This is a genomic window from Enterobacter cloacae complex sp. HYC080_NIDB (assembly GCF_056673325.1).
Genome location: NZ_CP114212.1, coordinates 2560937 through 2585420 on the forward strand (window position 1 = coordinate 2560937; position 24484 = coordinate 2585420).

General features: G+C 54.4%; 27 protein-coding genes. 10 read left to right on the forward strand and 17 right to left on the reverse strand.

Translation table 11 applies throughout. The features are described from left to right. Positions 1 to 20: 20 nt before the first annotated feature. Together O1723_RS12110 and O1723_RS12115 are read right to left on the reverse strand one after the other, a co-directional pair. Positions 21 to 656 (reverse strand): carbonic anhydrase, encoded by a 636-nt coding sequence (locus O1723_RS12110; protein ID WP_014883545.1) that lies wholly within the window; start codon positions 654 to 656, stop codon positions 21 to 23. 72 nt (positions 657 to 728) lie between these two features. Further along, positions 729 to 1511 carry an MBL fold metallo-hydrolase gene (locus O1723_RS12115; RefSeq protein WP_023337182.1) on the reverse strand — a complete coding sequence of 261 codons (783 nt, stop codon included), beginning with the start codon at positions 1509 to 1511 and terminating at the stop codon, positions 729 to 731. Between the two features lie 125 nt (positions 1512 to 1636). On the opposite strand from O1723_RS12115, the gene O1723_RS12120 reads away from it, so the two are divergent. Beyond that, the gene (locus O1723_RS12120) at positions 1637 to 1777 is read left to right on the forward strand and encodes a hypothetical protein (RefSeq protein WP_003857665.1); all 141 of its coding nucleotides are present in this window, start codon (positions 1637 to 1639) and stop codon (positions 1775 to 1777) included. A 48-nt stretch (positions 1778 to 1825) separates the two neighbouring features. On the opposite strand, the gene O1723_RS12125 is transcribed toward O1723_RS12120, so the two are convergent. From O1723_RS12125 to O1723_RS12150, 6 genes are all read right to left on the reverse strand, one after another. Next, a complete protein-coding gene (locus O1723_RS12125; protein WP_023337181.1) occupies positions 1826 to 3232 on the reverse strand; it encodes a DUF1996 domain-containing protein in 1407 nt (468 codons plus the stop codon). 145 nt (positions 3233 to 3377) lie between these two features. After that, positions 3378 to 3545 (reverse strand): hypothetical protein, encoded by a 168-nt coding sequence (locus tag O1723_RS12130; protein WP_014883542.1) that lies wholly within the window; start codon positions 3543 to 3545, stop codon positions 3378 to 3380. Between the two features lie 108 nt (positions 3546 to 3653). Continuing rightward, on the reverse strand, positions 3654 to 3863 hold the full coding sequence (fumD, locus tag O1723_RS12135; protein ID WP_023337180.1) for a fumarate hydratase FumD: 210 nt from the start codon (positions 3861 to 3863) through the stop codon (positions 3654 to 3656). Between the two features lie 110 nt (positions 3864 to 3973). Beyond that, a complete protein-coding gene (locus tag O1723_RS12140; RefSeq protein WP_003857677.1) occupies positions 3974 to 4786 on the reverse strand; it encodes a MetQ/NlpA family ABC transporter substrate-binding protein in 813 nt (270 codons plus the stop codon). 23 nt (positions 4787 to 4809) lie between these two features. Next, entirely contained in the window at positions 4810 to 5478 is a 669-nt protein-coding gene (locus O1723_RS12145; protein ID WP_023337179.1) for a methionine ABC transporter permease, read from the reverse strand. After that, positions 5471 to 6493: a methionine ABC transporter ATP-binding protein gene (locus tag O1723_RS12150; protein WP_023337178.1), complete on the reverse strand. Its 1023-nt coding sequence runs from the start codon at positions 6491 to 6493 to the stop codon at positions 5471 to 5473. Before O1723_RS12150 ends, O1723_RS12145 begins: the two co-directional genes overlap by 8 nt. A gap of 400 nt (positions 6494 to 6893) precedes the next feature. On the opposite strand from O1723_RS12150, the gene O1723_RS12155 reads away from it, so the two are divergent. From O1723_RS12155 to lpp, 5 genes are all read left to right on the forward strand, one after another. Continuing rightward, positions 6894 to 8264: a pyridoxal-phosphate dependent enzyme gene (locus O1723_RS12155; protein ID WP_023337177.1), complete on the forward strand. Its 1371-nt coding sequence runs from the start codon at positions 6894 to 6896 to the stop codon at positions 8262 to 8264. 10 nt (positions 8265 to 8274) lie between these two features. After that, positions 8275 to 9420 carry a trans-sulfuration enzyme family protein gene (locus tag O1723_RS12160; protein ID WP_023338267.1) on the forward strand — a complete coding sequence of 382 codons (1146 nt, stop codon included), beginning with the start codon at positions 8275 to 8277 and terminating at the stop codon, positions 9418 to 9420. 175 nt (positions 9421 to 9595) lie between these two features. After that, complete coding sequence (ynhH, locus tag O1723_RS12165) at positions 9596 to 9790, forward strand: protein YnhH (RefSeq protein WP_418251742.1); 195 nt, start codon at positions 9596 to 9598, stop codon at positions 9788 to 9790. A gap of 7 nt (positions 9791 to 9797) precedes the next feature. Further along, positions 9798 to 11210, forward strand: a complete 1413-nt coding sequence (gene pykF / locus O1723_RS12170; RefSeq protein ID WP_014883536.1) for a pyruvate kinase PykF — start codon at positions 9798 to 9800, stop codon at positions 11208 to 11210. Positions 11211 to 11519: 309 nt separating this feature from the next. Further along, positions 11520 to 11756, forward strand: a complete 237-nt coding sequence (gene lpp / locus O1723_RS12175; protein WP_001082307.1) for a murein lipoprotein Lpp — start codon at positions 11520 to 11522, stop codon at positions 11754 to 11756. A 62-nt stretch (positions 11757 to 11818) separates the two neighbouring features. Here lpp and ldtE read toward each other — a convergent pair whose 3' ends face one another. The 9 genes from ldtE to O1723_RS12220 form a co-directional block, all read right to left on the reverse strand. Next, complete coding sequence (gene ldtE / locus O1723_RS12180) at positions 11819 to 12832, reverse strand: L,D-transpeptidase LdtE (RefSeq protein ID WP_479983829.1); 1014 nt, start codon at positions 12830 to 12832, stop codon at positions 11819 to 11821. A 97-nt stretch (positions 12833 to 12929) separates the two neighbouring features. Continuing rightward, positions 12930 to 13346, reverse strand: coding sequence for a cysteine desulfuration protein SufE (gene sufE, locus O1723_RS12185; protein ID WP_023337174.1), 417 nt, complete (start codon positions 13344 to 13346; stop codon positions 12930 to 12932). A 14-nt stretch (positions 13347 to 13360) separates the two neighbouring features. After that, the gene (sufS, locus tag O1723_RS12190) at positions 13361 to 14581 is read right to left on the reverse strand and encodes a cysteine desulfurase SufS (protein ID WP_023338265.1); all 1221 of its coding nucleotides are present in this window, start codon (positions 14579 to 14581) and stop codon (positions 13361 to 13363) included. Continuing rightward, the gene (gene sufD / locus O1723_RS12195) at positions 14578 to 15846 is read right to left on the reverse strand and encodes a Fe-S cluster assembly protein SufD (RefSeq protein WP_014883532.1); all 1269 of its coding nucleotides are present in this window, start codon (positions 15844 to 15846) and stop codon (positions 14578 to 14580) included. The genes sufS and sufD overlap by 4 nt, the downstream gene beginning before the upstream one ends. After that, on the reverse strand, positions 15821 to 16567 hold the full coding sequence (gene sufC, locus O1723_RS12200; RefSeq protein ID WP_014883531.1) for a Fe-S cluster assembly ATPase SufC: 747 nt from the start codon (positions 16565 to 16567) through the stop codon (positions 15821 to 15823). Before sufC ends, sufD begins: the two co-directional genes overlap by 26 nt. A gap of 10 nt (positions 16568 to 16577) precedes the next feature. Next, complete coding sequence (gene sufB / locus O1723_RS12205; protein ID WP_014883530.1) at positions 16578 to 18068, reverse strand: Fe-S cluster assembly protein SufB; 1491 nt, start codon at positions 18066 to 18068, stop codon at positions 16578 to 16580. Between the two features lie 8 nt (positions 18069 to 18076). Then, positions 18077 to 18445: a Fe-S cluster assembly scaffold SufA gene (gene sufA / locus O1723_RS12210; protein WP_008500631.1), complete on the reverse strand. Its 369-nt coding sequence runs from the start codon at positions 18443 to 18445 to the stop codon at positions 18077 to 18079. 314 nt (positions 18446 to 18759) lie between these two features. Further along, the gene (locus O1723_RS12215) at positions 18760 to 19488 is read right to left on the reverse strand and encodes a MerR family transcriptional regulator (RefSeq protein WP_014883529.1); all 729 of its coding nucleotides are present in this window, start codon (positions 19486 to 19488) and stop codon (positions 18760 to 18762) included. A 188-nt stretch (positions 19489 to 19676) separates the two neighbouring features. Beyond that, the gene (locus O1723_RS12220) at positions 19677 to 20897 is read right to left on the reverse strand and encodes a diguanylate phosphodiesterase (protein ID WP_014883528.1); all 1221 of its coding nucleotides are present in this window, start codon (positions 20895 to 20897) and stop codon (positions 19677 to 19679) included. A 341-nt stretch (positions 20898 to 21238) separates the two neighbouring features. On the opposite strand from O1723_RS12220, the gene ycgZ reads away from it, so the two are divergent. From ycgZ to fdhF, 4 genes are all read left to right on the forward strand, one after another. Continuing rightward, positions 21239 to 21478, forward strand: a complete 240-nt coding sequence (ycgZ, locus tag O1723_RS12225; RefSeq protein WP_008500634.1) for a regulatory protein YcgZ — start codon at positions 21239 to 21241, stop codon at positions 21476 to 21478. Positions 21479 to 21482: 4 nt separating this feature from the next. Next, positions 21483 to 21803, forward strand: a complete 321-nt coding sequence (locus O1723_RS12230) for a hypothetical protein (RefSeq protein WP_248190524.1) — start codon at positions 21483 to 21485, stop codon at positions 21801 to 21803. A gap of 29 nt (positions 21804 to 21832) precedes the next feature. Further along, positions 21833 to 22111: a biofilm/acid-resistance regulator YmgB/AriR gene (locus O1723_RS12235; protein ID WP_014883526.1), complete on the forward strand. Its 279-nt coding sequence runs from the start codon at positions 21833 to 21835 to the stop codon at positions 22109 to 22111. 181 nt (positions 22112 to 22292) lie between these two features. Beyond that, positions 22293 to 24443, forward strand: a complete 2151-nt coding sequence (gene fdhF, locus O1723_RS12240) for a formate dehydrogenase subunit alpha (RefSeq protein ID WP_014883525.1) — start codon at positions 22293 to 22295, stop codon at positions 24441 to 24443. Positions 24444 to 24484 lie beyond the last annotated feature (41 nt).

Consider the following 24484-nt stretch of genomic DNA (forward strand, 5'->3'; position numbering starts at 1 on the left):
CCATGCCCTGCAACGCGATATTACTCGAAGAAGACGTCCGGGTTTTCAGACAGCGAGACAAAGGTTTTCGTCGCTTTATCCAGGGCACGAATTTCGCCGCTTTCAATGTCATAGACCCAGCCGTGCAGGCGAAGGGAGTTGTTACGCAGCCCCACCGCGACGGACGGGTGAGTCTTAATGTTGCTCAGTTGCGCAAACACGTTCTCCTGCACCATCGCATTCACTTTATCGAGCGGCTTATCCCAGGTTTTCTTCTCAACCACGGCTTTGGCCGCATCGGAATAGCGCAGCCAGTGTGAAACAGCAGGCATCGGCTCCAGGTTCGCGTTATCGGCAATCGCCTTCATCGCGCCACAGTTGGAGTGGCCGCAGATGACGATATCCGTCACGCCCAGCGCCACAACCGCGTATTCGATAGTGGCAGAGACACCGCCAGGCTCAGGCCCGAACGGCGGCACAATATTACCAGCATTACGAATGACAAAGAGTTGTCCCGGCTCTTGCTGAGTAACCAGTTCCGGGACCAGACGGCTGTCGGAGCATGAGATGAACAGCGCTTTGGGATTCTGGCTGGACGCTAAACTGCGAAAGAGCTCTTTACGTTGCGGGAAAATCTCTTTTTGAAAGCTGAGAAAACCTTCAATGATATGTTGCATAGCAATTTCTCTTTTATCTGTTTTAGTTTAGGTATGATCGCGATCACACTCGTAAATTTTACCCATCGCGCTTCACTTCAGACAAGCAATATATTTCTGGCCCGACCGCTGTACGATAGCGTCGGCATTCGCCGGAATGTTCTGCCCTTCGAACGCGCCGTAAAGACGGGCGAAAGATTTGCCCACCAGGCGCCGGGTGACCTCCTCAACTTTGCGGGCAGGCAACGGAAGCATATTCGGGTAGCTCCACATAAACGACACCGCATCCTTCCCGGGGGTGACCTGCAGAATATCCCCCGCCAGCAAAACGCCCTCGCCTTCCTGCCAGTGCAGCACCGTGCCGCCTGCGAAATGGCCGCCGAGACGCAGCAAAGTAACCGATGGCACGATCTCCAGCGCATCGCCCTCCCAGTAATTAATCGCCGGACTGGCGCGCATCACCCACTCGCGATCGCTGGCGTGCAGATAGACCGGCGCATCAAACGCCGCGGCCCACTCCTGCATGGTGGTGTAATAGTGCGGATGGGAAATCGCAATGGCGCGGAGGCCGCCGAGCGCGGTGATGATAGCGTGGGTGGCCGGGTCAAGGTTGGCGATGCAGTCCCACAAAATATTGCCGTGTGGGGTACGCAGCAGCAACGCGCGCTGGTTAATCGCAAAAGACGGTACCGTTTTGATGCTGTACAACTGCGGCTCCAGCTGCTGCCATTTATTCGCGTGCGTGGCCGTTACCGTCTCATACTCGAACCACGCCTGGCCGCTGGCCGGGACATACTGCCGTTCATCCTCGCAAATCGGGCATCTTTCCGGCTGTGCATCGTAGGAGGTACCGCAGGTTTTACAGAGTGTAATCATGAGCGCTCCTCAGTGATAAAGCACTGAGTATGGCAGGGATTATCCTTATGTGCTGCGTGGTACATTGCTGGCTTTTTTTGCCCTATACTGTGCCCGTATCAATAACTGAACATAGCAGGTGCAACATGGAAATTGATCTCGATAACCTGGTTTTTAACGGACTGGATGAAGCGGAAGAACGCAACGCGGAACGTCTGGATGACGCGGACAAAAAAGCCCAGGCGATTGTCGCCGACGACGACTGCGGCGATGCCTGCAAGATCTGATAAAAAGCACCGGTCAGCCGGTGCTTTTTTTTGGCACTCAACGGAAAGCTACAGTTCAGGCGTCTTTTTAAACCCCGTCAGCATCAGTACAAGGCTTTGCGCCGAAGAAGCCGGTTCAAACTGGTAATGGTTCCCCTGGCGGTCGCCGCCGATATACCACGATATTTCGGTTTTCCCTTCCGCCAGCGCCTTGCGCACGGCTTTGTCGACATCCACCATTCTGTACTCGCGCGAGTGGTTGAGATACAGCACAGCATCGGATCGATAGCTGCAGGCCGGGCGGTCAGCCCAGTTCACCGTTGCAGGATCCCAGTCGTTGCTGGCCGGATAGAAGAAGATCTGATCGGCGCCGTCAGTTTCCACCTTACCGCCGTAAATGCGAACGCGATATTTAAACAGAGAAGGATCCTGTCCCGCTGGCAGCGGCGGGATCGTAAACTTCACCAGTGAGAGGGTTTCACTGTTTTGCGTTCGGCCTCCGTTCTGCCAGTTATCCTGCACCAGCAAAGCCTGCGGCTGAGGCTGGGAGAGCTCCGGCTCAAGGCTGCTTAGCCAGACGTTTGCCTGCGCTTTTGAATAGGCATATGGCACGGTCGTGCCACAGTCCAGCCCGCGATTCATGCACAGCTCGGTCATAAAGCGCGCACCCTCTTCCGTCCAGCCATTCATGAAATCAGCATGCGCAGTGTAGAGACTTCCCCAGCGTTCTTCGCGTTCGTCACCATGCATAATGGGATCGAGGGAAAGCTGTACTTTGCTGGTATCAAGGGATGAAATTGTCGGAAGCACATAAGCGATGTTCATGTTCACGGTCGGAATTTTCACCGGAAACGCGGTCGGGCATTGCCCTTTCGTATCGTACGTCGCATTGGCAACACCGTGAGCGGGCTTGAGATTCACGCCATCCCAGCAGTTGGGAAACTGAATACCGATATTAAACTGCACGGCGTCTCCCGCCTTGCGTAGCCCGCACACTTCGCCTGTTTTTGTCGTGTAACCTTTGCCGTTAGCACATAAGAACGTGATATGCGGATTAGGCTCTGAACCATGGTGATCCCCCGCCAGCAGTGATAGCCCCGCCGGGAAAGGCTGCAGCGGCCAGGTTTCCACATTCGAGGCCTGATAATAGGTTTTTTGATACGCGGGTTTTACGATAGTGCCATCAGGCAGCCGCAGCGAAGGTGCCCAGTATGCCGAGCTATCCGCTTTATTATCGCAGGTGGTTTCTTCCAGCTTGCGCAGGGTTTCCCTGGTCGAGCTGGCATCGGTGTGCGTGTTGCCGAAGAAGTCATGCAGCATGGCCTCGTTGGGCCTGCCAAACATCATAATGGCATCATCGCCAAGGGTATGGGAGTAGCCGCAGACGACATGAGCCTGTGGCGCAGCGTGTGCCGCATGCATGGCGAGAAGTAACGCAGGGGCTGAAAGAGCCGTGGTTAACGTGGTCCGTTTCATCATTATCTCCATTAATGAAAGGACCTATAGGTAACAAACAACGGGTTAATTAACCGAATGATTCACCGCGTACTTTTCTCCTCATTGTGGCTTTACAGACGTAACGCACAGCTCATTCCAGTACATTTCGCGCGTGCGGCGCAGTTCAGCGTGACGTTTTATCATGGAACCACTCCGGGTCTATGTTAGCAACGTCCACGCCGTACAGGCTGGCGGCAGGCAGTATTGACTCAAGAACACGTTGCGCGCTGTTCTCCGCATTCACAGGTCGGGTGGCAAAAAACCGCCGTAACGTGCTGATCCATTTTTTCATCGTCTTGCCCCTCTTGCTTCACCTGCGTTCAGTAAAACACCCATTAACAATGGAGGGGAAATAACAATAACGACTGTTGATATGCGGGATCTGAGAAACGCGGGTGCATCACCCGGCGAGCGCTTTAACCACCGTCTCCATCGCTTCGGTTGTCAATTCGCTGCGCTTGATGCGCTGGTTCGCCAGCGCCGTGCGCAGCACACCCGCAATGACAATATGCTTCGGCTCCTGCCCTAAATCACGCATCTCAAGCACCACCTTACCGACCATCCGGCACATCTCCTGGTACAGCGCTTCATCTTTGGTCACGTTACCCATCGTCATCACTCCGTTGCCTTTTAAACGTTGAGCTTAAATGATTCTCCTGCCGGATACAAAAAAGAAGCCCGGCGAGGATCTCGCCGGGCTTCATCTGTAAAATCAGCTAATTAGTTATTAACCGGAATCACAGCACCTTTGTATTTAGTGCGGATCCAATCCTGAATCTCTTTGGAGTGCAGCACGTTCACCAGTGCGACGATGTCCTTCTTCTTCTCGTCACCGCGATGCACGGTAATGATGTTGGCGTACGGGTTATTTTCACCGCTCTCTACCGCAATCGGGTCGTGCACCGGGTCCAGACCGGCGTCAATCGCATAGTTGGCGTTAATCACGACCGCAGCGCCTTCATCGTTGTTGTACATCTGCGGCAGCAGAGAGGCTTCGACGTTAGGCGTGAACTGCAGCTTCTTCGGGTTCTCAACGATGTCGCTGATACGCGCCGTCACTTTGTCGATGCCGGGCTTAAGCTTGATCACGCCCTCTTTTTCAAAGATGGAGAGAATACGGCCTTCTTCGGAAACGGCATCACGCATAATGATCTTACCGCCTTCCGGCAGGTCCTTCAGCGACTTGTACTTTTTGGAGTAGATACCGATTGGCTCAATGTGGATAGCACCCGCACTGACAAAATCGTAATCCTTATCGCCCGCGTGATCTTTCAGCACGCTGTTCAGGTAAGGAATATGCTGGAAATAGTTGGCGTCAATGTCATGACCCGCCAGCGCGGTGTTGGGCAGAATGTAGTCCTGGAACGGTTTAATCTCCAGGTCAATCCCCTGCTTCGCCAGAATCGGCTTTGCCTGCTCCAGAATTTCGGCGTGCGGGGTGTTGGATGCGCCCACAGTCAGCGTATCCGCCCAGGAGGCGAAGCTCAGGGCGCTCAGGGTGGCTGCGGCGATCAGTGTCAGTGTTTTTTTCATGATGTGGTTCCTGTGTGTATTTATTAGCGTTTATCTAACAGAGAAGTAATAGCGTCGCCGCAGAACTGGATAATGAAAACGATGATTAGAATGGTCACCGTTGCCACCAGCGTGACGTCACCATGGTTGCGCTGGAATCCTTCCAGATAAGCCAGATTTCCCAAACCGCCGGCGCCAATCACCCCCGCCATGGCGCTGTAACTCACCAGCGCAATCAGCGTTACCGTTATCCCTGATACCAGTGCAGGTGATGATTCCGGCAGTAAAACCCGAAAAACGAGCGTGCTCAGTCGTGCGCCCATTGAGCGCGTTGCTTCGATTACCCCTTTGTCCACTTCGCGCAGGGCAATCTCCACCAGGCGTGCGTAGAACGGCGCGGCCCCCACAATCAGGGCCGGCAGCGCCGCGTTGGCACCAAGAATGGTACCGACGATGGTCTTGGTGAACGGGATCAACAGGACGATCAGAATGATGAACGGTATTGAGCGAAACACGTTCACCACAATCGAAATCACGCTGTAGACCGTGCGGTTTTGAAACAGCCCGCCGCGCGCGGTTAAGAACAGCGCCAGGCCCAGCACGATCCCCAGCACAAAGGTCGCCACCCCGGAAAGCGCGGTCATGTACAGCGTCTCCTGCGTCGCCGCCCAGAGCTGATCCCATTTGAGGTGCGGGAAGAGATTCTCAGCCATGTTTAATGACCTCGCCTTCAATATCGCTGTGCTTCAGGTCGGCGAGGATATTGTTCAGTTGTTCATCAGATGCCACGACGTGGACCCAGAGCTGGCCGAAAACGCCGTGGGCGGTTTGCGTCATTTTCCCGTGCAGGATATTAAACGGCAGACCGTAGCGCAGGGTCAGCTCACCCACGACCGGCTTGTGCGTGCTGTGGCCGGTAAAGGTCAGACGGATGACCGTGCCCTCCAGATCGTTTGCCAGTTCGGTATTGAAGGTTTCTTCCTCGGCGAACTGACTTACCTGGCGGACAAACTGCTGCGTAATCGGCTGCTGCGGATGGGTGAATACACTCAGCACATCCCCCTCTTCCACCACCTTACCGTTTTCCATCACCGCCACGCGGTCGCAGATCTTGCGCACCACATGCATTTCGTGGGTGATCAGCACGATGGTCAGCTTGAAACGACGGTTGATATCCAGCAGCAGATCGAGGATCTGATCGGTGGTCTGCGGGTCGAGTGCGGACGTGGCTTCATCACACAGCAAAACGTCCGGGTTATTAGCCAGCGCGCGCGCAATCCCCACGCGCTGTTTTTGTCCGCCGCTCAGCTGTGACGGGTAGGCATTCTCACGCCCTTTCAGACCCACCAGCGCCACCAGTTCCTCCACGCGAGCCTTGATTCTGGCTTTTGGCACACCGGCGATCTGCATGGAGAACGCGATATTCTCACTTACCGTGCGCGACCACAGCAGGTTGAAGTGCTGGAACACCATACTGATTTTCAGGCGTGCCTGACGCAGGGCTTCACCTTTTGCGGCGGAGATGTCCTGCCCGTTAATCGTGACGCTGCCAGCGCTGGGTTTCTCCAGACCATTCAGCAGACGAATCAGCGTGCTTTTCCCGGCGCCGCTGTAGCCGATAATGCCGTAAACCTGTCCCTGCTCAATCGTCAAATTGACGTTATCAACGGCTGTGAGCGCCGCCTTACCGTTGTCAAAAACCTTCGAAATATTTCTGAGTACAATCATTCTAATTCATTATCCGATCCGCCAATGGCGGTTTAGAAGTATGGATGTCCAAACGATAGTAAACAGGCGTTATCAGTTTTTAAATGAACAAAAAAGCATGTGTTATAACTTTCAGTAATAAACAACGACGCTACACGGCGGGAAGTATTTAGATTGATTTCAGCAATGATTATCTGCCAGACGCATAACGCTTGACTGACATGCGAAAAAAACGGTCATTATTGCAGCATTTTATGCCGAGATAGCCATCCTCACTTCCAGACAACTTTACGTCTTGCTGTCCTTACATCCAAAAACAGCACTGATATTCCCGTCTGTTATAAAAAGCAGTGAAGTGTTCTTTATTGCGAAAATTTCTCCGCCCTATCATCCCGTCATGACACCCAGAAAGGAAAACATCATGACGATCTACCACTCCGTCACCGAACTGATTGGCCGGACACCGCTGATCCAGCTGCACAAGCTTGATACCGGTCCCTGCTCGCTGTTTCTGAAGCTGGAGAACCAAAACCCCGGCGGCTCCATTAAAGATCGCGTGGCGTTGTCGATGATTAACGACGCGGAGCGTACCGGCCAGCTACGGCCGGGTGGCACGATTATTGAAGCAACGGCGGGGAATACCGGCCTCGGGCTGGCGCTGATCGCCGCCCAGAAAGGCTATACGCTTATCCTGGTGGTGCCGGACAAAATGAGCCGCGAGAAGATTTTCCACCTGCGCGCGCTGGGTGCCCAGGTGGTACTGACCCGTTCCGACGTCAATAAGGGGCATCCGGCCTATTACCAGGATTACGCCCAGCGCCTGGCCGATGAACTGCCCGGCGCGTTTTATATCGACCAGTTCAATAACGAGGCCAACCCGCTGGCACACCGTACCACCACGGCACCGGAACTGTATGAGCAGCTTGACGGCCGGATTGACGCCATCGTGGTCGGCGTCGGCTCAGGCGGGACGCTGGGCGGCCTGCAGGCGTGGTTTGCCGAGCATTCTCCACATACGGAGTTTGTGCTGGCCGACCCGGCCGGGTCTGTGCTCGCCGATCAGGTCGAGACCGGTCGCTACCACGATGCGGGCGCCTGGCTGGTTGAGGGCATTGGCGAAGACTTTATTCCGCCGCTGGCCCACATTGAAGGCGTGAACCGCGCCTGGCGCATTACCGACCGCGAAGCGTTTGCCACCGCGCGTGAACTGCTGAAAACGGAAGGCATTCTGGCGGGCTCCTCCAGCGGTACCCTGCTGGCGGCGGCGCTGAAATATTGCCAGGCGCAAACCACGCCGAAACGCGTGGTGACCTTCGCCTGCGACAGCGGCAATAAATATCTCTCGAAGATGTTCAACGACGACTGGATGCGCCAGCAGGGGCTCATCACGCGCCCTCAGGCAGGCGATCTCTCTGATTACATTGCCCTGCGCCACGATGAAGGCGCTACCGTCACCGCCGCCCCGGATGACACGCTCTCCACCGTTCTGGCACGCATGCGCCTGTACGACATCTCCCAACTGCCGGTACTGGAAAACGGTCGGGTCGTCGGCATTATCGACGAGTGGGATCTGTTGCGGCATATCGGCGGTGAAGCTGACCGCTTCGCCCTTCCCGTGACAGAGGCCATGACGCGTCAGGTGGAATTTCTCGATAAACGCGCCCCGGAAAGCGCCCTGCACGCCATCTTCGACCGCGGTCTGGTGGCCGTCATTAATGACAACGACCGTTTTCTCGGTTTGATTACGCGCAGCGACGTGCTGACCGCGTGGCGCAACCGTCTTCAGCCATAAGGAACCGATGATGAAAAACCTGGCAACCCTGAGCGTCCACAGCGGCGCGTTCAATGATCAGCATGGCGCCGTTATGCCGCCGATTTACGCCACCTCGACGTTTGCGCAACCCTCTCCCGGGGAGCATACCGGCTATGAGTATTCCCGCAGCGGCAACCCGACGCGCCATGCGCTCGAAACCGCCATCGCCGAACTGGAAGGCGGAACGCGCGGCTACGCCTTTGCATCCGGCCTCGCCGCCATCTCCACCGTGCTTGAACTGCTGGATAAAGACAGCCATATTGTCGCCATTGATGACGTCTACGGCGGCACATATCGCCTGATTGAAAATGTCCGCAAACGCAGCACCGGTCTGCAGGTCAGCTGGGTTAAGCCGGACGATTTAGCCGGGCTTGAGGCGGCTATTCGCCCGGACACCCGCATGATCTGGGTTGAAACACCCACCAACCCGCTGCTGAAGCTGGCGGATTTAGCGGCTATCGCTGACATCGCCCGTCGTCATAACGTTATCAGCGTGGCGGATAACACCTTCGCATCCCCGGTCATTCACCGTCCGCTGGCGTCGGGTTTCGACATCGTGGTGCACTCAGCAACCAAATACCTTAACGGCCACTCTGACGTGGTGGCCGGGCTGGCGGTGGTGGGTGATAATCCGGCGCTGGCGGACAGGCTTGGCTACCTGCAGAACGCGGTTGGCGGCGTACTGGACCCGTTTAGCAGCTTCCTGACCCTGCGCGGTATTCGTACCCTTTCGCTGCGCATAGAGAGACACAGCAGCAACGCGCTGGCGATTGCGCAATGGCTGGAACAGCATCCGCTGGTTGAACGGGTCTTTTATCCCGGACTGGAGTCGCACCCGCAATATCAGCTTGCCCGCACGCAGATGGCGCTGCCCGGCGGGATGATTTCTGTCGTGGTGAAAGGTGATGCGCAACGCGCCACAGCGGTGATTCGCAACCTGACGTTGTTCACCCTTGCGGAAAGCCTGGGCGGCGTGGAGAGTCTGGTGAGCCAGCCTTACAGCATGACGCACGCCTCGATTCCGCTGGCGCAACGGCTGGCAAACGGTATTGTGCCACAGCTGATTCGCCTGTCGGTGGGGATTGAAGATCCTAAAGACCTCATCGCCGACCTCAGTCAGGCGCTGCAAAAATAAGCAAAATGCGGCAGGTCAATCACCTGCCGCGATAAGTTGTCATCATGGCTTAACGCGTTGATAACAATATTATGTAAAACGGCATTGATTATTTCTGAAACACCGTTTCCATTTTCCTTTTATCTTAAAATCAGCGTATAATGCGCGCCAAATCCCTGGTGAATGGTTTCAGCGCTTGGAATACAAAAAACAACGTACAACTTCTCCTCTCCTTCGTTGGGCTGTCACTCAGGCACACTTTCTTCTGCACGCTCATTTGATGTCTCCTATCCTTAGTGCGTGTCATATACTCTTTTGCAACACAGGTTTGACTCTGCGGCGGTGCGCCCCCGGAGCGAGATTTCCATATCCTTCCCAACTTAAAGACTAAGACTGTCATGAAAAAGACGAAAATTGTTTGTACTATCGGCCCGAAAACCGAATCCGAAGAGATGCTGAGCAAAATGCTGGACGCCGGCATGAACGTGATGCGTCTGAACTTCTCTCACGGTGACTATGCAGAACACGGTCAGCGTATCCAGAACTTGCGCAACGTGATGAGCAAAACCGGTAAAAAAGCGGCTATCCTGCTCGACACCAAAGGTCCGGAAATCCGTACCATCAAACTGGAAGGCGGCAACGACGTCTCTCTGAAAGCAGGCCAGACGTTCACCTTCACCACGGACAAATCCGTTGTGGGTAACAGCGAAATCGTTGCGGTCACCTATGAAGGCTTCACCAGCGATCTGTCCGTCGGTAACACCGTCCTGGTCGACGATGGTCTGATCGGTATGGAAGTGACCGCGATTGAAGGTAACAAGGTTATCTGTAAAGTGCTGAACAACGGCGACCTGGGCGAAAACAAAGGCGTTAACCTGCCGGGCGTTTCTATCGCGCTGCCAGCACTGGCTGAAAAAGACAAGCAAGACCTGATCTTCGGCTGCGAACAAGGCGTTGACTTCGTTGCAGCGTCCTTCATCCGTAAGCGTTCTGACGTGGTCGAAATTCGCGAGCACCTGAAAGCGCACGGCGGCGAGAAGATCCAGATCATCTCCAAAATCGAAAACCAGGAAGGTCTGAACAACTTCGACGAAATCCTCGAAGCGTCTGACGGCATCATGGTTGCACGTGGCGACCTGGGCGTTGAAATCCCGGTTGAAGAAGTGATCTTCGCGCAGAAGATGATGATCGAAAAATGTGTTCGCGCGCGTAAAGTGGTTATTACCGCTACGCAGATGCTGGACTCTATGATCAAAAACCCACGCCCAACCCGCGCTGAAGCAGGCGACGTGGCTAACGCCATCCTCGACGGTACCGATGCTGTTATGCTGTCCGGCGAATCCGCAAAAGGGAAATATCCTCTGGAAGCGGTTGGCATTATGGCGACCATCTGTGAACGTACTGACCGCGTGATGACCAGCCGTCTGGACTTCAATAACGACAGCCGCAAGCTGCGCATCACCGAAGCCGTTTGCCGCGGTGCGGTAGAAACTGCTGAGAAACTGGAAGCGCCACTGATTGTGGTTGCGACCCAGGGCGGTAAATCTGCGCGTGCAGTGCGTAAATACTTCCCGGATGCCACTATCCTGGCCCTGACCACCAACGAAACCACCGCGCGTCAGCTGGTGCTGAGCAAAGGCGTCGTTGCACACCTGGTTAAAGAGATTGCCTCTACTGACGATTTCTACATTCAGGGTAAAGCCATGGCTCTGGAAAGCGGTCTGGCACAGAAAGGCGACGTTGTGGTTATGGTTTCTGGTGCGCTGGTACCAAGCGGAACGACCAATACTGCATCCGTTCACGTGCTGTAATAATTCACGAACGAATTAATTTTGATAAAAAGCGCCCAATGGGCGCTTTTTTTATTCCTGTCATTAGCCAAACTCATTCAAAAAGCAAATCGGGTTTTTCTATTTAATTGCGAATTATCTAAGATGAATCCGATGAAAAATGCCTTTTTTTACATAGCTTTTTACTCAAAAAGGGCCGATTCGATGCTTCTTTGAGCGAACGATCAAAAATAGGCGTATTCCCATCAAAAAAATATTCTCAACCCAAAAAACTTTGTGTAATACTTGTAACGCTACATGGAGATTAACTCAATCTAGAGGGTATTAATAATGAATCGTACTAAACTGGTACTGGGCGCGGTAATCCTGGGTTCTACTCTGCTGGCTGGTTGCTCCAGCAACGCTAAAATCGATCAGCTGTCTTCTGACGTTCAGACTCTGAACGCTAAAGTTGACCAGCTGAGCAACGACGTGAACGCAATGCGTTCCGACGTTCAGGCTGCTAAAGACGACGCAGCTCGCGCTAACCAGCGTCTGGACAACCAGGCTACTAAATACCGTAAGTAATAGTACCTGTTAATAAAATGGCGCACATTGTGCGCCATTTTTTTTGCCTGCGTCAAACGGCTCTACTGCGTCATCTTCTCCCCTGCCTCTTCCGCTACCGCCTCGGACACACGACTGTTCTGCACTGACAATACGCTGTTACTGGCCGACGGGCCGCTTCCCGCAGAAACCACAACCGGGATCCCCGCACGGCGCGCCAGGGCTTTATCGATCAGCGCCTTATCGCTTCCGGACTGTGAAACAAAGGTCGCAAAGTCGGCGGAGTGCGTAATGGGCGAAATCTGTGGGTTTTCACCTTCCACCTGCGCCAGCGGACGATGGACCTCAATATAGCGTTTACCATCCGGCTCAACCGCGAATTTCACTGGCTCATTGATGATTTGTACCCGGGTACCAACCCGTACCTGTTCGAACAGGGCTTTAATATCCGGGGCGTTCATTCGCATACAGCCGGAACTGACGCGCAAGCCAACGCTGTCTGGCGAACTGGTTCCGTGGATAAGATATTCCCCATTACCAATACCCAAACGCAGGGCATAGCGTCCCAGCGGGTTATTTGGCCCTGCGGGAACCACAGGAGGCAGTTTAATTCCCTGCGCCAGCGAACGGGCTCTGATACCGGCCGTCGGCGTCCAGGTTGGGTTCGGGATTTTTTGACTGACGCGGGTCGTGCTCACCGGTGTTTCCAGCCCCAGTTGCCCGATGCCAAGTGGGAAAACCTGGACAATGTTCTCTCCCGGCGGGAAATAGTAAAGCCGCAACTCAGCGAGGTTCACAACAATGCCCTCGCGCGGCGTGTCGGGTAGCAGCATCTGCGACGGGATCGTGATAACGGTTCCCGGTGCAGGGTTTACCGGCGCAATCGTATTGTTCGTTTCGAGGATCACCTGCGCTGCGGTATTAAACCGGCGGGCGATGGTCTGCAGCTTATTATCCCCTTCCTGTATGGTGTAGGTTTGATTTTGCCCAATCAGGCGACTGCCTGCGGGCGGCAACGGATAGTCCATCGCGCGGGCCGAATTAAGTGCACCGAGCGAACTGAGGAGTAATAGAGTTATGAGAGACGCGCGCTTCATGCTGAGATTCCTTATTCACTGGCAGAATGCCAGAAAGCTGAAAAACCAGCGAGGCGGGAACCACCTCGCGAAACAGAATGAATGCTGTTCTGTAAGTCTAGCTAAGGATTTCCGCTTTGGCGCGAATGGCGCGAATCATCGCTTCCAGTCCCTGGGAACGAGACGGGGTGAGGTGTTGGGTGAGGGCCATTTTTTCAAACCACGGGCGGACATCGAAGGCGACAATATCCTGCGCTGACATCTGGTGATAAAGAATAAAGACCACCGCAATCAGCCCTTTTACTATTGCCGCATCGCTGTCACCCTGCAGGGTTATCGTGCCATCGTCAGACTGCGCCATCACAATCCACACCTGGCTTTGACAGCCCTGAATACTGTTCTCCGGGGTATGCGCCTCTTTACTAAGCGGCGGCAGACGCTGCCCCAGCTCAATGATGTAGAGGTATTTCTCTTCCCAGTTTGCGCAACGCCCAAAGTTGCGCAGCAATTTCTCTTTATCCGGCAGTTCTGCCATCGTTCGCCTCTTTGTCAGCCCAGCAACTGGTGAATGCGTTTTAGCCCCGCCACCAGCCTGTCGACCTCTTCCATTGTGTTATACATCACCAGCGATGCGCGGCACATTGCCGGAACCTGGTAAAAGGCCATGAGCGGCATGGCGCAGTGGTGCCCGGTACGCACGGCCACGCCGTAATTGTCGAGGAAGCTGCCCACGTCATAGGCGTGGTGTTGTCCCATATTAAAGGCAATCACACCCTGTCGGTCAGCCGGCCCGTACAAGGTCAGGTCCGGCACGCTGGCCAGCTCCTGCAGCGCGTAATGCATCAGCAGCTGTTCGTACTCCTGAATGGCATCAAGGCCAATTCCGGAAACGTAAGACACCGCCGCCCCCAGCCCGATGATCCCGCCGGTGTTGGGCGTGCCCGCCTCAAAACGCCACGGCGCACGGGCGTAGGTGGTCCCTTCCGAGAGGCTAACGGTAGCGATCATTGACCCGCCCCCCTCCCACGGCGGCATCGCCTGCAGGATGTCCTCTTTCACATACAGCACGCCGATACCGGTTGGGCCATAAAGCTTGTGTCCAGAGAACACGTAGAAGTCGCAGTCCAGCGCCTGGACATCCACCGCGTGGTGCATTACCGCCTGTGCACCGTCAATCAGCACTTTCGCCCCGGCCTGATGGGCCTTATCGACAATCTCCGCAACCGGGTTTTCAGTACCCAGAACGTTAGAGACCTGGGTGACCGCCACCAGCCGCGTTTTATCGTCCAGCAAGGCGTCAAGCTGCTCAAGCTGTAACGTTCCGTCCAGGTTCAACGGGATGACGCGTAATTGCGCGCCAACGCGCTCACACAGCATTTGCCACGGTACGATATTGGCATGGTGCTCCATCTGGGTAATGATGATGTTATCCCCGGCATGCACCTGAGCGTTACCCCAACTGTTAGCGACGAGGTTAATCCCCTCGGTGGTGCCGCGCACAAACACCAGCTCTTCCGGCGAGCGCGCATTGAGGAAGGCAGCCACCTGCGTGCGCACGTTCTCCATGCGCTGGGTGGCTTCCGCGCTCAGGGTATGGATCCCCCGATGTACTGCTGCATAACCGTGGCGGTAGAACTCGGCCTCCGCATCCACTACCTGATTCGGTTTCTGCGCGCTGGCCGCGCTGTCGAGATAAGCCAGCGGCAGACCGTTCACTTCACGGGTCAGAACCGGGAAATCTGCCCGTACTTTCTCTACGGGAAAACTCATGCTTCGCCTCCGGGCAGACGCTGACCAATACGGGCCAACACCTGCTGCTTCAGTACGCCATCATGCAGCGCTTCCGTAAGCTCCGCCGCAAAGGCATAGATAATCATTTTCTGCGCCGCCTGCTGGTCGATACCGCGGGAACGCAGGTAGAACATCTGTTCGTCGTCGATCCGCCCGACCGTGGCGCCGTGGCTGCATTTTACGTCGTCGGCGTAAATCTCCAGCTGCGGCTTCGTGTCGACCTCCGCCAGGCGTCCCAGCAGGAGATTGTTGTTGGTCATCTGCCCGTCAGTCTTGATGGCGTGTTGCGCGACGTTAATCAGACCATTAAATACCGCGCGTCCTTTATCGCTGACGATGGTTTTGTGCAGCTGGCGGCTGTTGCAGTAACCTTTGTTGTGCTCAAGCCACGTGCGCGTATCGCACACTTCTGATTTGACCGGCATCGCCAGGCTGTTGATACGCAGCGTGGTATTTTCACCGTTAAGCTGGGTACTGGTGTTATGGCGCAGCACCGCACCGCCGAGCAGGAAGCTATGGCTGTACGCCGCGGCATCCGGTCCCAGCAGGATATCGTTATGCGCGAAGTGGTGGCTCTGGGGGTTCTCAAACGCCAGCTTAATGTGGTGGAGCTGCGCATTGGCGGCAACGTTCATCGTCAGACGCGACCCGGTAAAGTGGCGGGTGTCATTAAGACTCACGTAATGCTCAATCACCGTCGCGTCGGCCCCTTCGGCCAGTTCAAGATGGTGGCGATAGTGGGCGGTGTTGATTTCATCGCCCTCTACGCCCTGGGTGATATGCATCAGAAGCAACGGCCTGGCCGGACGCTGGTTACGCTTAACCTGGATATGCGTCACGCTGCGGGCGAGGCTCTCGGTCAAATGCAGGAAAACCTCCGGCTGAACCGGGGCGCCCAGACTCTGGCGTTCGTCGTTAATCACAATCCCGTAACCGCTCTCCCGGGTGTCATCGCTCAGTTCAGGGTGATAAACGCCGTCGACAAAGACCAGCCGTACCGCATCCACGGTCAACGCCAGGGCATCTCGTCGCTCCGGACCGATCGCCGCCGGACGCGCCACAAACTCGCCGCTCAGCAGGCCATCTAGCGGGGTATATTTCCAGTTTTCATGTTTACGCGTCGGCAGGCCGAGGCGCAGCATCTGCTGCAGGTGCTGCTGCGCCAGCTCAGAGCGATTCCCCTGCGCCTCGAACAGCCGGTGCCACTGCTGGAGTGCATTACTGCTGTTCGGTAAGCCAGCCATAACCCTGCTCCTCCAGTTGTTTAACCAGCGTGAAATCACCGGATTTCACAATGCGTCCCTGGTAAAGCACGTGGACGTAATCCGGCTTGATGTAGTCGAGAATACGCTGGTAGTGAGTGACGATAATGAACGAACGCTTGCCGTCACGCAGGGAGTTCACCCCGTCAGCGACAATCTTCAGGGCGTCGATATCCAGACCGGAGTCGGTCTCATCCAGAATGCACAGCTGTGGCTCCAGCACCGCCATCTGCAGAATATCGTTACGCTTTTTCTCGCCACCGGAAAAACCAACGTTGACCGAACGGGTCAGCAGGTCTTCCGGCATTTTAAGCAGTTTGATCTTCTCTTCCATCAGATCCTGGAAGTCGAAGCGATCCAGGGCTTCCAGTCCGCGGTACTTGCGCACCGCATTCAGCGCCGTCTGAAGGAAGAACTGGTTGCTGACGCCCGGAATTTCGACCGGATACTGGAAGGCCATGAAGATACCTTCACCCGCGCGATCTTCCGGCGACATCTCCAGAAGATCTTTGCCGTTAAATTCGACCGAGCCGTGCGTCACTTCGTAATCTTCACGTCCCGCCAGCGTCGCTGAAAGCGTACTTTTCCCGGAGCCGTTAGGCCCCATGATGGCGTGAACTTCACCCGGCTTGACGTCAAAATTGAGGCCACGCAGGATCGCTTTATCTTCCACGCTAACCTGTAAATCTTTAATACGTAACATGTGCTTTCCCTTAACCGACGCTGTGTTCAAGACTGATGGCGAGGAGTTTTTGTGCTTCAACGGCGAATTCCAGCGGCAGTTCAGAGAACACGTCCTTACAGAAGCCGTTCACAATCATCGAAATGGCATCTTCTTCACTGATCCCGCGCTGCAGGCAGTAGAAGAGCTGATCTTCCCCAATACGCGACGTCGTCGCCTCATGCTCCAGCTGCGCTGAATTATTACGGCACTCGACGTACGGGAAGGTATGCGCTCCGCAGTCGGCCCCGATAAGCATCGAGTCACATTGGGTGAAGTTACGGGCGTTGGTCGCCGTTGGCATGATTTTCACCAGCCCGCGATAGCTGTTCTGGCTGTGCCCGGCGGAGATCCCTTTCGAGATGATGGTGGATTTGGTGTTTTTACCGATGTGGATCATCTTGGTGCCGGTATCGGCCTGCTGATGTCCGCTGGTCAGCGCCACAGAATAAAACTCACCGATGGAGTTATCCCCGCGCAGAATACAGCTCGGGTACTTCCAGGTAATGGCTGAGCCGGTTTCAGACTGCGTCCACGACATTTTGCTGTTTTCACCTTCACACAGCGCACGCTTGGTGACGAAGTTCAGGATCCCACCGGTATTGCCGTCGCCGGGGAACCAGTTCTGCACCGTTGAGTATTTGACCTCAGCGTCTTTGTGAATAATGACTTCAACGACCGCCGCGTGCAGCTGATAGCTGTCGCGCACCGGGGCGGAGCACCCTTCGATATAGCTGACGTAGCTACCTTCATCCGCCACCAGAATAGTGCGTTCGAACTGTCCGGTTTTTTCGGCGTTAATGCGGAAATAGGTGGAGAGCTCCATCGGACAGCGCACGCCTTTCGGCACGTAGATAAAGGTCCCGTCCGACGCCACCGCCGCGTTGAGCGCGGCGAAGAAATTATCGTTACTCGGTACCACGGTGCCGATGTACTTTTTCACCAGCTCAGGATGGTCATGAATCGCTTCGCCAAAGGAGCAGAAAATAATCCCCTGCTCCGCCAGCTTTTCACGATAGGTAGTCGCCACCGAAACGGAGTCAAAAATAGCGTCTACGGCGACCTCTTTCCCCTCACGCACGGGGACGCCGAGCTGATTGAACGCTTCTTCCACCTCTTTACTGAGGAAGCTGTTCTCCGCACCGGTCTGCTGTACTGCACCGGGCTGCGAAGCACACGTATCATCGCAGCTGCCGCAGGATGGCGCAGAGTAGTAGCTGTAATCCTGATAATTCAGCTTGTCATAATGGGCTTTCAGCCAGTGCGGTTCTTCCATCTCCAGCCAGGCACGGTAAGCGCTCAGGCGGAATTCCAGCATCCACTCGGGTTCGTTGCGTTTAGCCGAGATGGCGCGCACGACATCTTCGTTGATGCCTTTCGCCAGCTCATCGGTCTGCAGCTGCGTGAAGAACCCTTCTTTATAATTAAGGTGCCCGCCGCTCCAGGTATTTACATCACTCGTTGCTTCAGTATTACGAGACATAGTACCGCCTATACCCCAAAGCTTTCGCCGCAGCCGCATTCGTTCTGGGCTTTCGGGTTATGAAATTTGAATAACTGGTTTAAACCTTCCCGTACATAATCCACTTCCGTGCCGTCGATAAACGGCATGGCCTGCAGCGCGACGTACAGCTTCGCACCGTCGGTTTCAAAGACCAGATCATCTTTTTCGGGTTCGGTGACAGTATCCAGCACGTAGCCAAAGCCCGCGCAGCCGGTCTGCTTAACGCCTAAACGTACGCCGAGGATCTCGGGCTTTTTCGCCACCAGCTCGTGGATATGCGCTGCCGCCGCAGGCGTGAGCGTCAAACCGCGCCAGGCAAAATCGGCAGGATTGAAGGTTTCTGAATGCAGTTCCATAGGTCCACCTCATCTGATTAGCCATCAGGGCATAACACCATGTTAGTGATAACGATTATCACTTCAACCCTCTGTCAGCAGGGGCATTCGGCTAAACCGCCCTTTTTGTCTACTTTTATTAAGCATAGACCCTGTCTGAAGATGCGGGCGGGATGGATGTAATTGTTCAATACTTTGAAAAATAATGGCTTATTTAATCAGCGAGAAAGCGCAAAACGAGGACGTAAAATATGCATCGGAAATGCCTATTTTTAAGATAGCTTTTGCTCTGGAAAGGAGAAAAAACAAAAAAAAGGCCGCAAGGCCTCAGATAATCAGTGGTGAAATGAAACGCTAAATCCCTGCTCACGCCAGTGATCGAGCTGTTCCTGTTGACGGGGCGTTGGCGATGTTCCCGTCCAGACGAAGATTTTTTGCCCGGGGAACAGTTCAGGACGCGGCGAATCAATGGGTTCCGCCAGCACGTCAATATGCCAGCCTTTCTGGGCTAAACGCGCGGCTTCAAGCCAAAGATGTGTACGGTCATCGCATTCCCAGCCAATCAGCAGTGCGTCTTTACCCGCTTTCTTGCGCGATTCCGCGAGGCTTGCAATCGCAAATTCAATCAGGACACCGTCAAACAGACTCGCCATATGGCGTACGGTGTTTTGATCCTGATTCATTCGCTGACGGACGGGTGAAATGATGTTATCGATCAGCGCATCCATCGCGTGATCGCGGCGGAATTCACCGATTTTGGCGCGCAGCTTTGCCGGGCTGGCGTAACGCAGAACGGTCATCATCTCTTCCTGGAAAGAAGCCCAGTTACCCTGAGTCATCACTTCCTTATTTTCCAGCAAGGATTTTACTTTTCCGACCGAAACGCCGCTTTTCATCAGGCGCTTGATCTCTTCGATACGCAGGATATCTTCGTCGTCAAACTGACGATGACCCCCTTCGCTGCGCTGCGGCTTCAACAATCCATAACGGCGCTGCCAGGCACGCAGCGTAACGGGGTTGATACCGCATCGTTCGGCCACTTCGCCGATACTGTAATAGGCCATTAACTCCCTCACGCTCAGAACTTCCATACCTAACTACACCAACCTTATCAGATTGTACAACCCATTTGTAGAATTCAGACCTCATTTTGCACGGGTGAATGGCCTGCAAGGCCATCCAGCTGTTACTACATTGTTGTACAAATTTTGCCTGTCGTACAGTCAAGTCTGCAGGTTTTTGTACAGCTTCGTCAGAAATCGTATTTTTTCTCTGGCCATGCGATAGCCGGGATACCGCCGTGTCGGGGGCTGGCAAAAAGATGCCCCTGGAACTGAGAAATGCCCGCAGACTCCAGCCACATCCACTCTTCCGCCTTCTCCACGCCCACCGCGCAAAACTGTATTTCCAGTGAGGCACAGCATTTGATTATCGCCTGAATAATGGCCTGGCGTGGGCCACTTTTATGCACGTTCGCGACCAGATCGCGATTAATCTTAATTCTGTCCGGCTGGAATTGCGCCAGGAGCTGCAACCCGGCAAAACCGGCACCGAAGTGATCGATGGTTACGCTGATACCCGCACTTTTTAGCTGTCTGACCGAATGCGTAAACTCATCGAAACGGGAAATGGCTTCACTTTCGGTAAACTCCACCACAATTTGCTCCGGCACAAAGCCATTTGCATCAATAGCGGTGAGCAGAAAGTCCACGGCATTGGGCACGTTGACCAGCGTCATAGGCAGCAGGTTGATGGATAAAGTCTGATCCTGTAACCCCAGCGCGCTGGCCATGGAGAGAGCCACCTGTTTGCTTTGCAAATCAGAAGCATGCACTTCTTCACGCGTGCGATTGGCGAAATACGCTCCCGGTGAGTCACCGGATGGAGTGCGCAGAAGCGCTTCCCAGGAGACAACCTGCTGCATGAAAGGATCGACGATAGGCTGAAACGCAAAGCTACAGTCCGCCCCTTTTGCCACGACTTCAGGCTGCGCAGATAAGCGCGTTTCTTCCGGGACGAAATCCCAGGAATCCGCAGGCGGCAGCTCAAAATAGTTGGCTTTCTCTGTGGCCTCGACAAAGGTGCGGAAAAACTGCAGCGCACGGTCGTTGTAGGTCAACTGGTAGCGGGTTGTGCCTTTATCAAGCACCTGCTGGAGCACCTCTTCCCTGTCGTACTGGCGCAAATCAAAGAGTTCCATACCCGCTTTACCGAAACGCCGTGAAGGCCCGTGATCGCGCATCAGCTCGACCACATTATGGTGGCGCGTGTCAGAGCAGATCTGTTCGTAGATGGACGTTACGTTTTCCGCAGGCCCTTCAAGCAATTGAAAAAAATGTGTGCCGTTGAACAGCAAGATCCCCGTGACGCTGGATTGCCGGTTTTTACTATTTGCAGCAGCGACCATATTTTCCAGCGCTTTCACTGGCACGTCCTCGCAGATGTGACTGCGGTAAATGATGGTTGTAAGCATGCGAGTCCTGGGGGGTTAAGGTTTGACCACAAAAACATGTGGAGAGACTTCTTTTTATAGCACATTAATTGCCTGACAAATAATTTACATCTCAATCATTTACGACCGTTAATGGTGCATTTATGGGGCGCTGTACAACTTAACAGTGGCTCGTCAATTTGTACAATATATTCTGTAACGTTACCGTTTCATGAACAACACACAACAGATTGAAAAATAAGTAATTTATAAAATATATCCTAATTTCATTAAAAATCTGTACATTTTTCATGTACAGATTTGGAAATTGTGTATACCTTAAATGTAACGTTACTGATTACAAAATTTTACAGGAGCGAAACATGCAGCAGAAAGGTTACGTCGCAGATTCCGCAGCAGCGATCGCACAGTACTTCGAAAAAGCCGCGCTTCCCACTCAACAGGAAACGCTGGGACAAGTTGTGGTTGAAATCCTGAGCGACGGGCGAAACCTTAATCGCAAATCGCTCTGTACCAAGCTGTTAAGCCGCCTCGAAAAAGCCGATGGCCCTGAAGAGGAAGAGCACTATCACATGCTGCTTGGTCTGCTCTTCGAACGGTAAGGTTATGAATAGCAGTGACGCAGATAAGCTGACTGACCAGTTGATTGGGGAAGCCGTTCTTTCTCTGTTGAAAGAGCACGGCCCGATCACCACTGAGGCTCTTGTACAGCGTCTGCGGGATATGAAAATACATGAAAAGGATCCCCGGCGGCGGGAGACACTGGTGAAGGTGATTGCCGAAATCGGCTCAAACAGCTTCCCATTAAAACGTCGCAGAACCGCGCAAGGACGAATAACAAGAGAGGGACCTCTCAATGATAACCGAGACAATGTAGTGCCGTTATTTGGAAATGGAAAACCGTCCGATCCCAAAAAAATACATTGACTGCAATTTAACAGCTACGGTGAGAACAAATGAGACAAAATATTCAGCTTCAACCCGAATACCATTCTGCTTTTTTAGAAAGCGCGCTGTCGGAGTATTTCCGTCACGCAGGCGATCGTTTTGCTGAAGAGTCCGCTGTTTTTTCTACTGCAGTACGCTGTGTTCTGGCTTCCGAAGGCCATCTGTCAAATAAAGCCATCATTCTGTGGCTCATCCAGACGCTGGAAGCCACCCATGATGTTGTTCAGGCGGATGTTATTCGTAAGACGCTTGAAATCGTCGTGGGTTACACCATGGACGACCTTTAATTCCCAGCCGCTGCTCTCGTGTCATCGTCAAAACTGACGAACATTTGACGATGACACGCCCCCGCCCTCATAACACCCTGTAAAACAAGCACTTTAAAGATGGCATGGTTTCTGCTTAATCCCTTTTACGGGACTGGGCTTACCAGTCATTTTGCTTCATTTATTAACAGGTCTGTTATTGATGAAAAAAATCGCCAGCGTCTGCCCTTACTGTGGTGCAGGCTGCAAATTAAACCTTGTTGTTGAAAATAACCGTATCCTCCGCGCCGAAGCGGCAGAGGGGGTCACAAACCAGGGGACCTTGTGCCTGAAAGGATTTTACGGCTGGGACTTCCTCAACGACACCCGTCTGCTCACTCCCCGCCTGACCCAACCGATGATCCGTTATCGTAAGGGAGAGGCATTCACCCCCGTGACCTGGGAAGAGGCTATCCGCTACACCGCCCACAAGCTCAGCAGTATCAAAGCGCAATTCGGTCCGCGCGCGATCATGACCACCGGTTCATCACGCGGCACCGGTAATGAAACCAACTACGTGATGCAAAAATTTGCCCGTGCGGTGTTGAACACGAACAACGTAGACTGCTGCGCGCGCGTTTGTCACGGCCCTTCCGTGGCCGGTTTACAGGAGACGCTTGGCAACGGCGCAATGAGTAATTCAATCAACGATATTGAAAACTCAAAATGTCTGCTGGTATTTGGCTACAACTGCGCAGACTCCCACCCTATCGTCGCCCGTCGCGTGCTGAAAGCCCGGGAAAACGGTGCAAAAATCATCGTCTGCGATCCGCGCCGCATCGAAACGGCGCGCATTGCCGACCAGCATCTGCAGTTGAAAAACGGCAGTAACATGGCGCTGGTCAACGCTTTTGGCTATGTGCTGCTGGAAGAGGAGCTGTACGACAAAAACTACGTCGCACGCTTTACTGAAGGGCTTGAAGCCTATCGGCAGACGGTCAAAGAGTATGCCCCAGAGCGGGTTGAACACCTCACCGGCATTTCCGCCAGTGACGTTCGTCAGGCAATGCGTACGTTCGCGGCGGCCCCTTCCGCCACCGTGATGTGGGGAATGGGCGTGACCCAGTTTGGTCAGGCTGTGGATGTGGTTAAAGGACTTTCCAGCCTGGCGTTGCTGACCGGCAACCTCGGCCGTCCTGCCGTCGGCGTCGGTCCCGTGCGTGGACAAAACAATGTTCAGGGTGCCTGTGACATGGGCGTGCTGCCGAATATGTTCCCCGGCTATCAGGATGTGACCGATCCCGCCGTCAGACAGAAGTTCGCCGATGCCTGGGGAATTGACGTCAACAAGATGGACGATCGCGTCGGGACGCGCATTACCGAAGTGCCTCACCTGGCGCTGGAAGGCAAGGTCAAAGCCTATTACATCATGGGGGAAGATCCGCTCCAGACGGAAGCCGATCTCGGCCTGGTCCGCAGCGGTTTTGACGCTCTCGATTTTGTCGTGGTTCAGGACATCTTTATGACCAAAACGGCGGAAGTGGCTGACGTGCTGCTCCCTGCCACCTCCTGGGGGGAACACGGCGGCGTCTTTACCTGTGCCGACCGGGGGTTCCAGCGTTTTGGCCAGGCCATTCAGGCCAGCGGCAACGTTAAGCGTGACTGGGAGATCATCAGCCTGCTCGCCACCGAAATGGGCTATCCGATGCACTACGACGATAACCAGCAGATCTGGGACGAGATGCGCGCGTTGTGCCCTCTTTTCTATGGCGTGACCTATGAAAAAATGGGCGAAATGGGCCACGTGCAATGGCCGTGCCCGACGCTGGATCATCCGGGAACGCCATACCTGTACAAAGACAATCAGTTCGACACCCCAACCGGCAAGGGGCAGCTCTTTGCTGCACCGTGGCGCGCACCGGCAGAAACCCCTGATGATGACTACCCTCTTGTGCTCTGCACGGTGCGTGAAGTGGGACATTATTCGTGCCGATCAATGACCGGGAACTGCGCCGCGCTGCAAAGCCTGGCCGACGAACCTGGCCGGGTACAGATGCATCCAGCCGATGCGGATAAGCTGGGCATCCGTGACGGCCAGCTGGTGTGGGTTCGTTCACGCAGGGGCAAGGTCATCACCCGCGCCAGCATCAGTGAGCGTATCAACGCCGGTGCGGTCTATATGACCTACCAGTGGTGGATTGGCGCCTGCAACGAGTTAACGCAGGACAACCTTGACCCTGTCTCTAAAACGCCGGAAACCAAGTACTGCGCGGTAACGCTGGAAGCCATTGAGGACCAGCGCTGGGCGGAGGATTTTGCGGCATCGTCTTACCAGACGATGAAAACGCGGTTGATCAATGCCGTGAACGTGTAAGGAAAAGAGGCTTAACGGTTTTGTAATTCGCAGAAACAGGG

Excerpts from the sequence above, each read along its gene's own strand:
- sufC (WP_014883531.1), bottom strand. The coding sequence starts at position 16,567 with ATGTTACGTATTAAAGATTTACAGGTTAGCGTGGAAGATAAAGCGATC.
- ycgZ (WP_008500634.1), top strand. The coding sequence starts at position 21,239 with ATGCAGCAGAAAGGTTACGTCGCAGATTCCGCAGCAGCGATCGCACAG.
- O1723_RS12140 (WP_003857677.1), bottom strand. The coding sequence starts at position 4,786 with ATGAAAAAAACACTGACACTGATCGCCGCAGCCACCCTGAGCGCCCTG.
- lpp (WP_001082307.1), top strand. The coding sequence starts at position 11,520 with ATGAATCGTACTAAACTGGTACTGGGCGCGGTAATCCTGGGTTCTACT.
- O1723_RS12125 (WP_023337181.1), bottom strand. The coding sequence starts at position 3,232 with ATGAAACGGACCACGTTAACCACGGCTCTTTCAGCCCCTGCGTTACTT.
- pykF (WP_014883536.1), top strand. The coding sequence starts at position 9,798 with ATGAAAAAGACGAAAATTGTTTGTACTATCGGCCCGAAAACCGAATCC.
- ldtE (WP_479983829.1), bottom strand. The coding sequence starts at position 12,832 with ATGAAGCGCGCGTCTCTCATAACTCTATTACTCCTCAGTTCGCTCGGT.
- O1723_RS12130 (WP_014883542.1), bottom strand. The coding sequence starts at position 3,545 with ATGAAAAAATGGATCAGCACGTTACGGCGGTTTTTTGCCACCCGACCT.
- fdhF (WP_014883525.1), top strand. The coding sequence starts at position 22,293 with ATGAAAAAAATCGCCAGCGTCTGCCCTTACTGTGGTGCAGGCTGCAAA.
- O1723_RS12115 (WP_023337182.1), bottom strand. The coding sequence starts at position 1,511 with ATGATTACACTCTGTAAAACCTGCGGTACCTCCTACGATGCACAGCCG.
- O1723_RS12235 (WP_014883526.1), top strand. The coding sequence starts at position 21,833 with ATGAGACAAAATATTCAGCTTCAACCCGAATACCATTCTGCTTTTTTA.
- fumD (WP_023337180.1), bottom strand. The coding sequence starts at position 3,863 with ATGGGTAACGTGACCAAAGATGAAGCGCTGTACCAGGAGATGTGCCGG.
- O1723_RS12160 (WP_023338267.1), top strand. The coding sequence starts at position 8,275 with ATGAAAAACCTGGCAACCCTGAGCGTCCACAGCGGCGCGTTCAATGAT.
- sufD (WP_014883532.1), bottom strand. The coding sequence starts at position 15,846 with ATGGCTGGCTTACCGAACAGCAGTAATGCACTCCAGCAGTGGCACCGG.
- sufS (WP_023338265.1), bottom strand. The coding sequence starts at position 14,581 with ATGAGTTTTCCCGTAGAGAAAGTACGGGCAGATTTCCCGGTTCTGACC.
- O1723_RS12110 (WP_014883545.1), bottom strand. The coding sequence starts at position 656 with ATGCAACATATCATTGAAGGTTTTCTCAGCTTTCAAAAAGAGATTTTC.
- sufE (WP_023337174.1), bottom strand. The coding sequence starts at position 13,346 with ATGGCAGAACTGCCGGATAAAGAGAAATTGCTGCGCAACTTTGGGCGT.
- O1723_RS12145 (WP_023337179.1), bottom strand. The coding sequence starts at position 5,478 with ATGGCTGAGAATCTCTTCCCGCACCTCAAATGGGATCAGCTCTGGGCG.
- O1723_RS12120 (WP_003857665.1), top strand. The coding sequence starts at position 1,637 with ATGGAAATTGATCTCGATAACCTGGTTTTTAACGGACTGGATGAAGCG.
- sufA (WP_008500631.1), bottom strand. The coding sequence starts at position 18,445 with ATGGAACTGCATTCAGAAACCTTCAATCCTGCCGATTTTGCCTGGCGC.
- O1723_RS12220 (WP_014883528.1), bottom strand. The coding sequence starts at position 20,897 with ATGCTTACAACCATCATTTACCGCAGTCACATCTGCGAGGACGTGCCA.
- O1723_RS12230 (WP_248190524.1), top strand. The coding sequence starts at position 21,483 with ATGAATAGCAGTGACGCAGATAAGCTGACTGACCAGTTGATTGGGGAA.
- sufB (WP_014883530.1), bottom strand. The coding sequence starts at position 18,068 with ATGTCTCGTAATACTGAAGCAACGAGTGATGTAAATACCTGGAGCGGC.
- O1723_RS12155 (WP_023337177.1), top strand. The coding sequence starts at position 6,894 with ATGACGATCTACCACTCCGTCACCGAACTGATTGGCCGGACACCGCTG.
- O1723_RS12150 (WP_023337178.1), bottom strand. The coding sequence starts at position 6,493 with ATGATTGTACTCAGAAATATTTCGAAGGTTTTTGACAACGGTAAGGCG.
- O1723_RS12215 (WP_014883529.1), bottom strand. The coding sequence starts at position 19,488 with ATGGCCTATTACAGTATCGGCGAAGTGGCCGAACGATGCGGTATCAAC.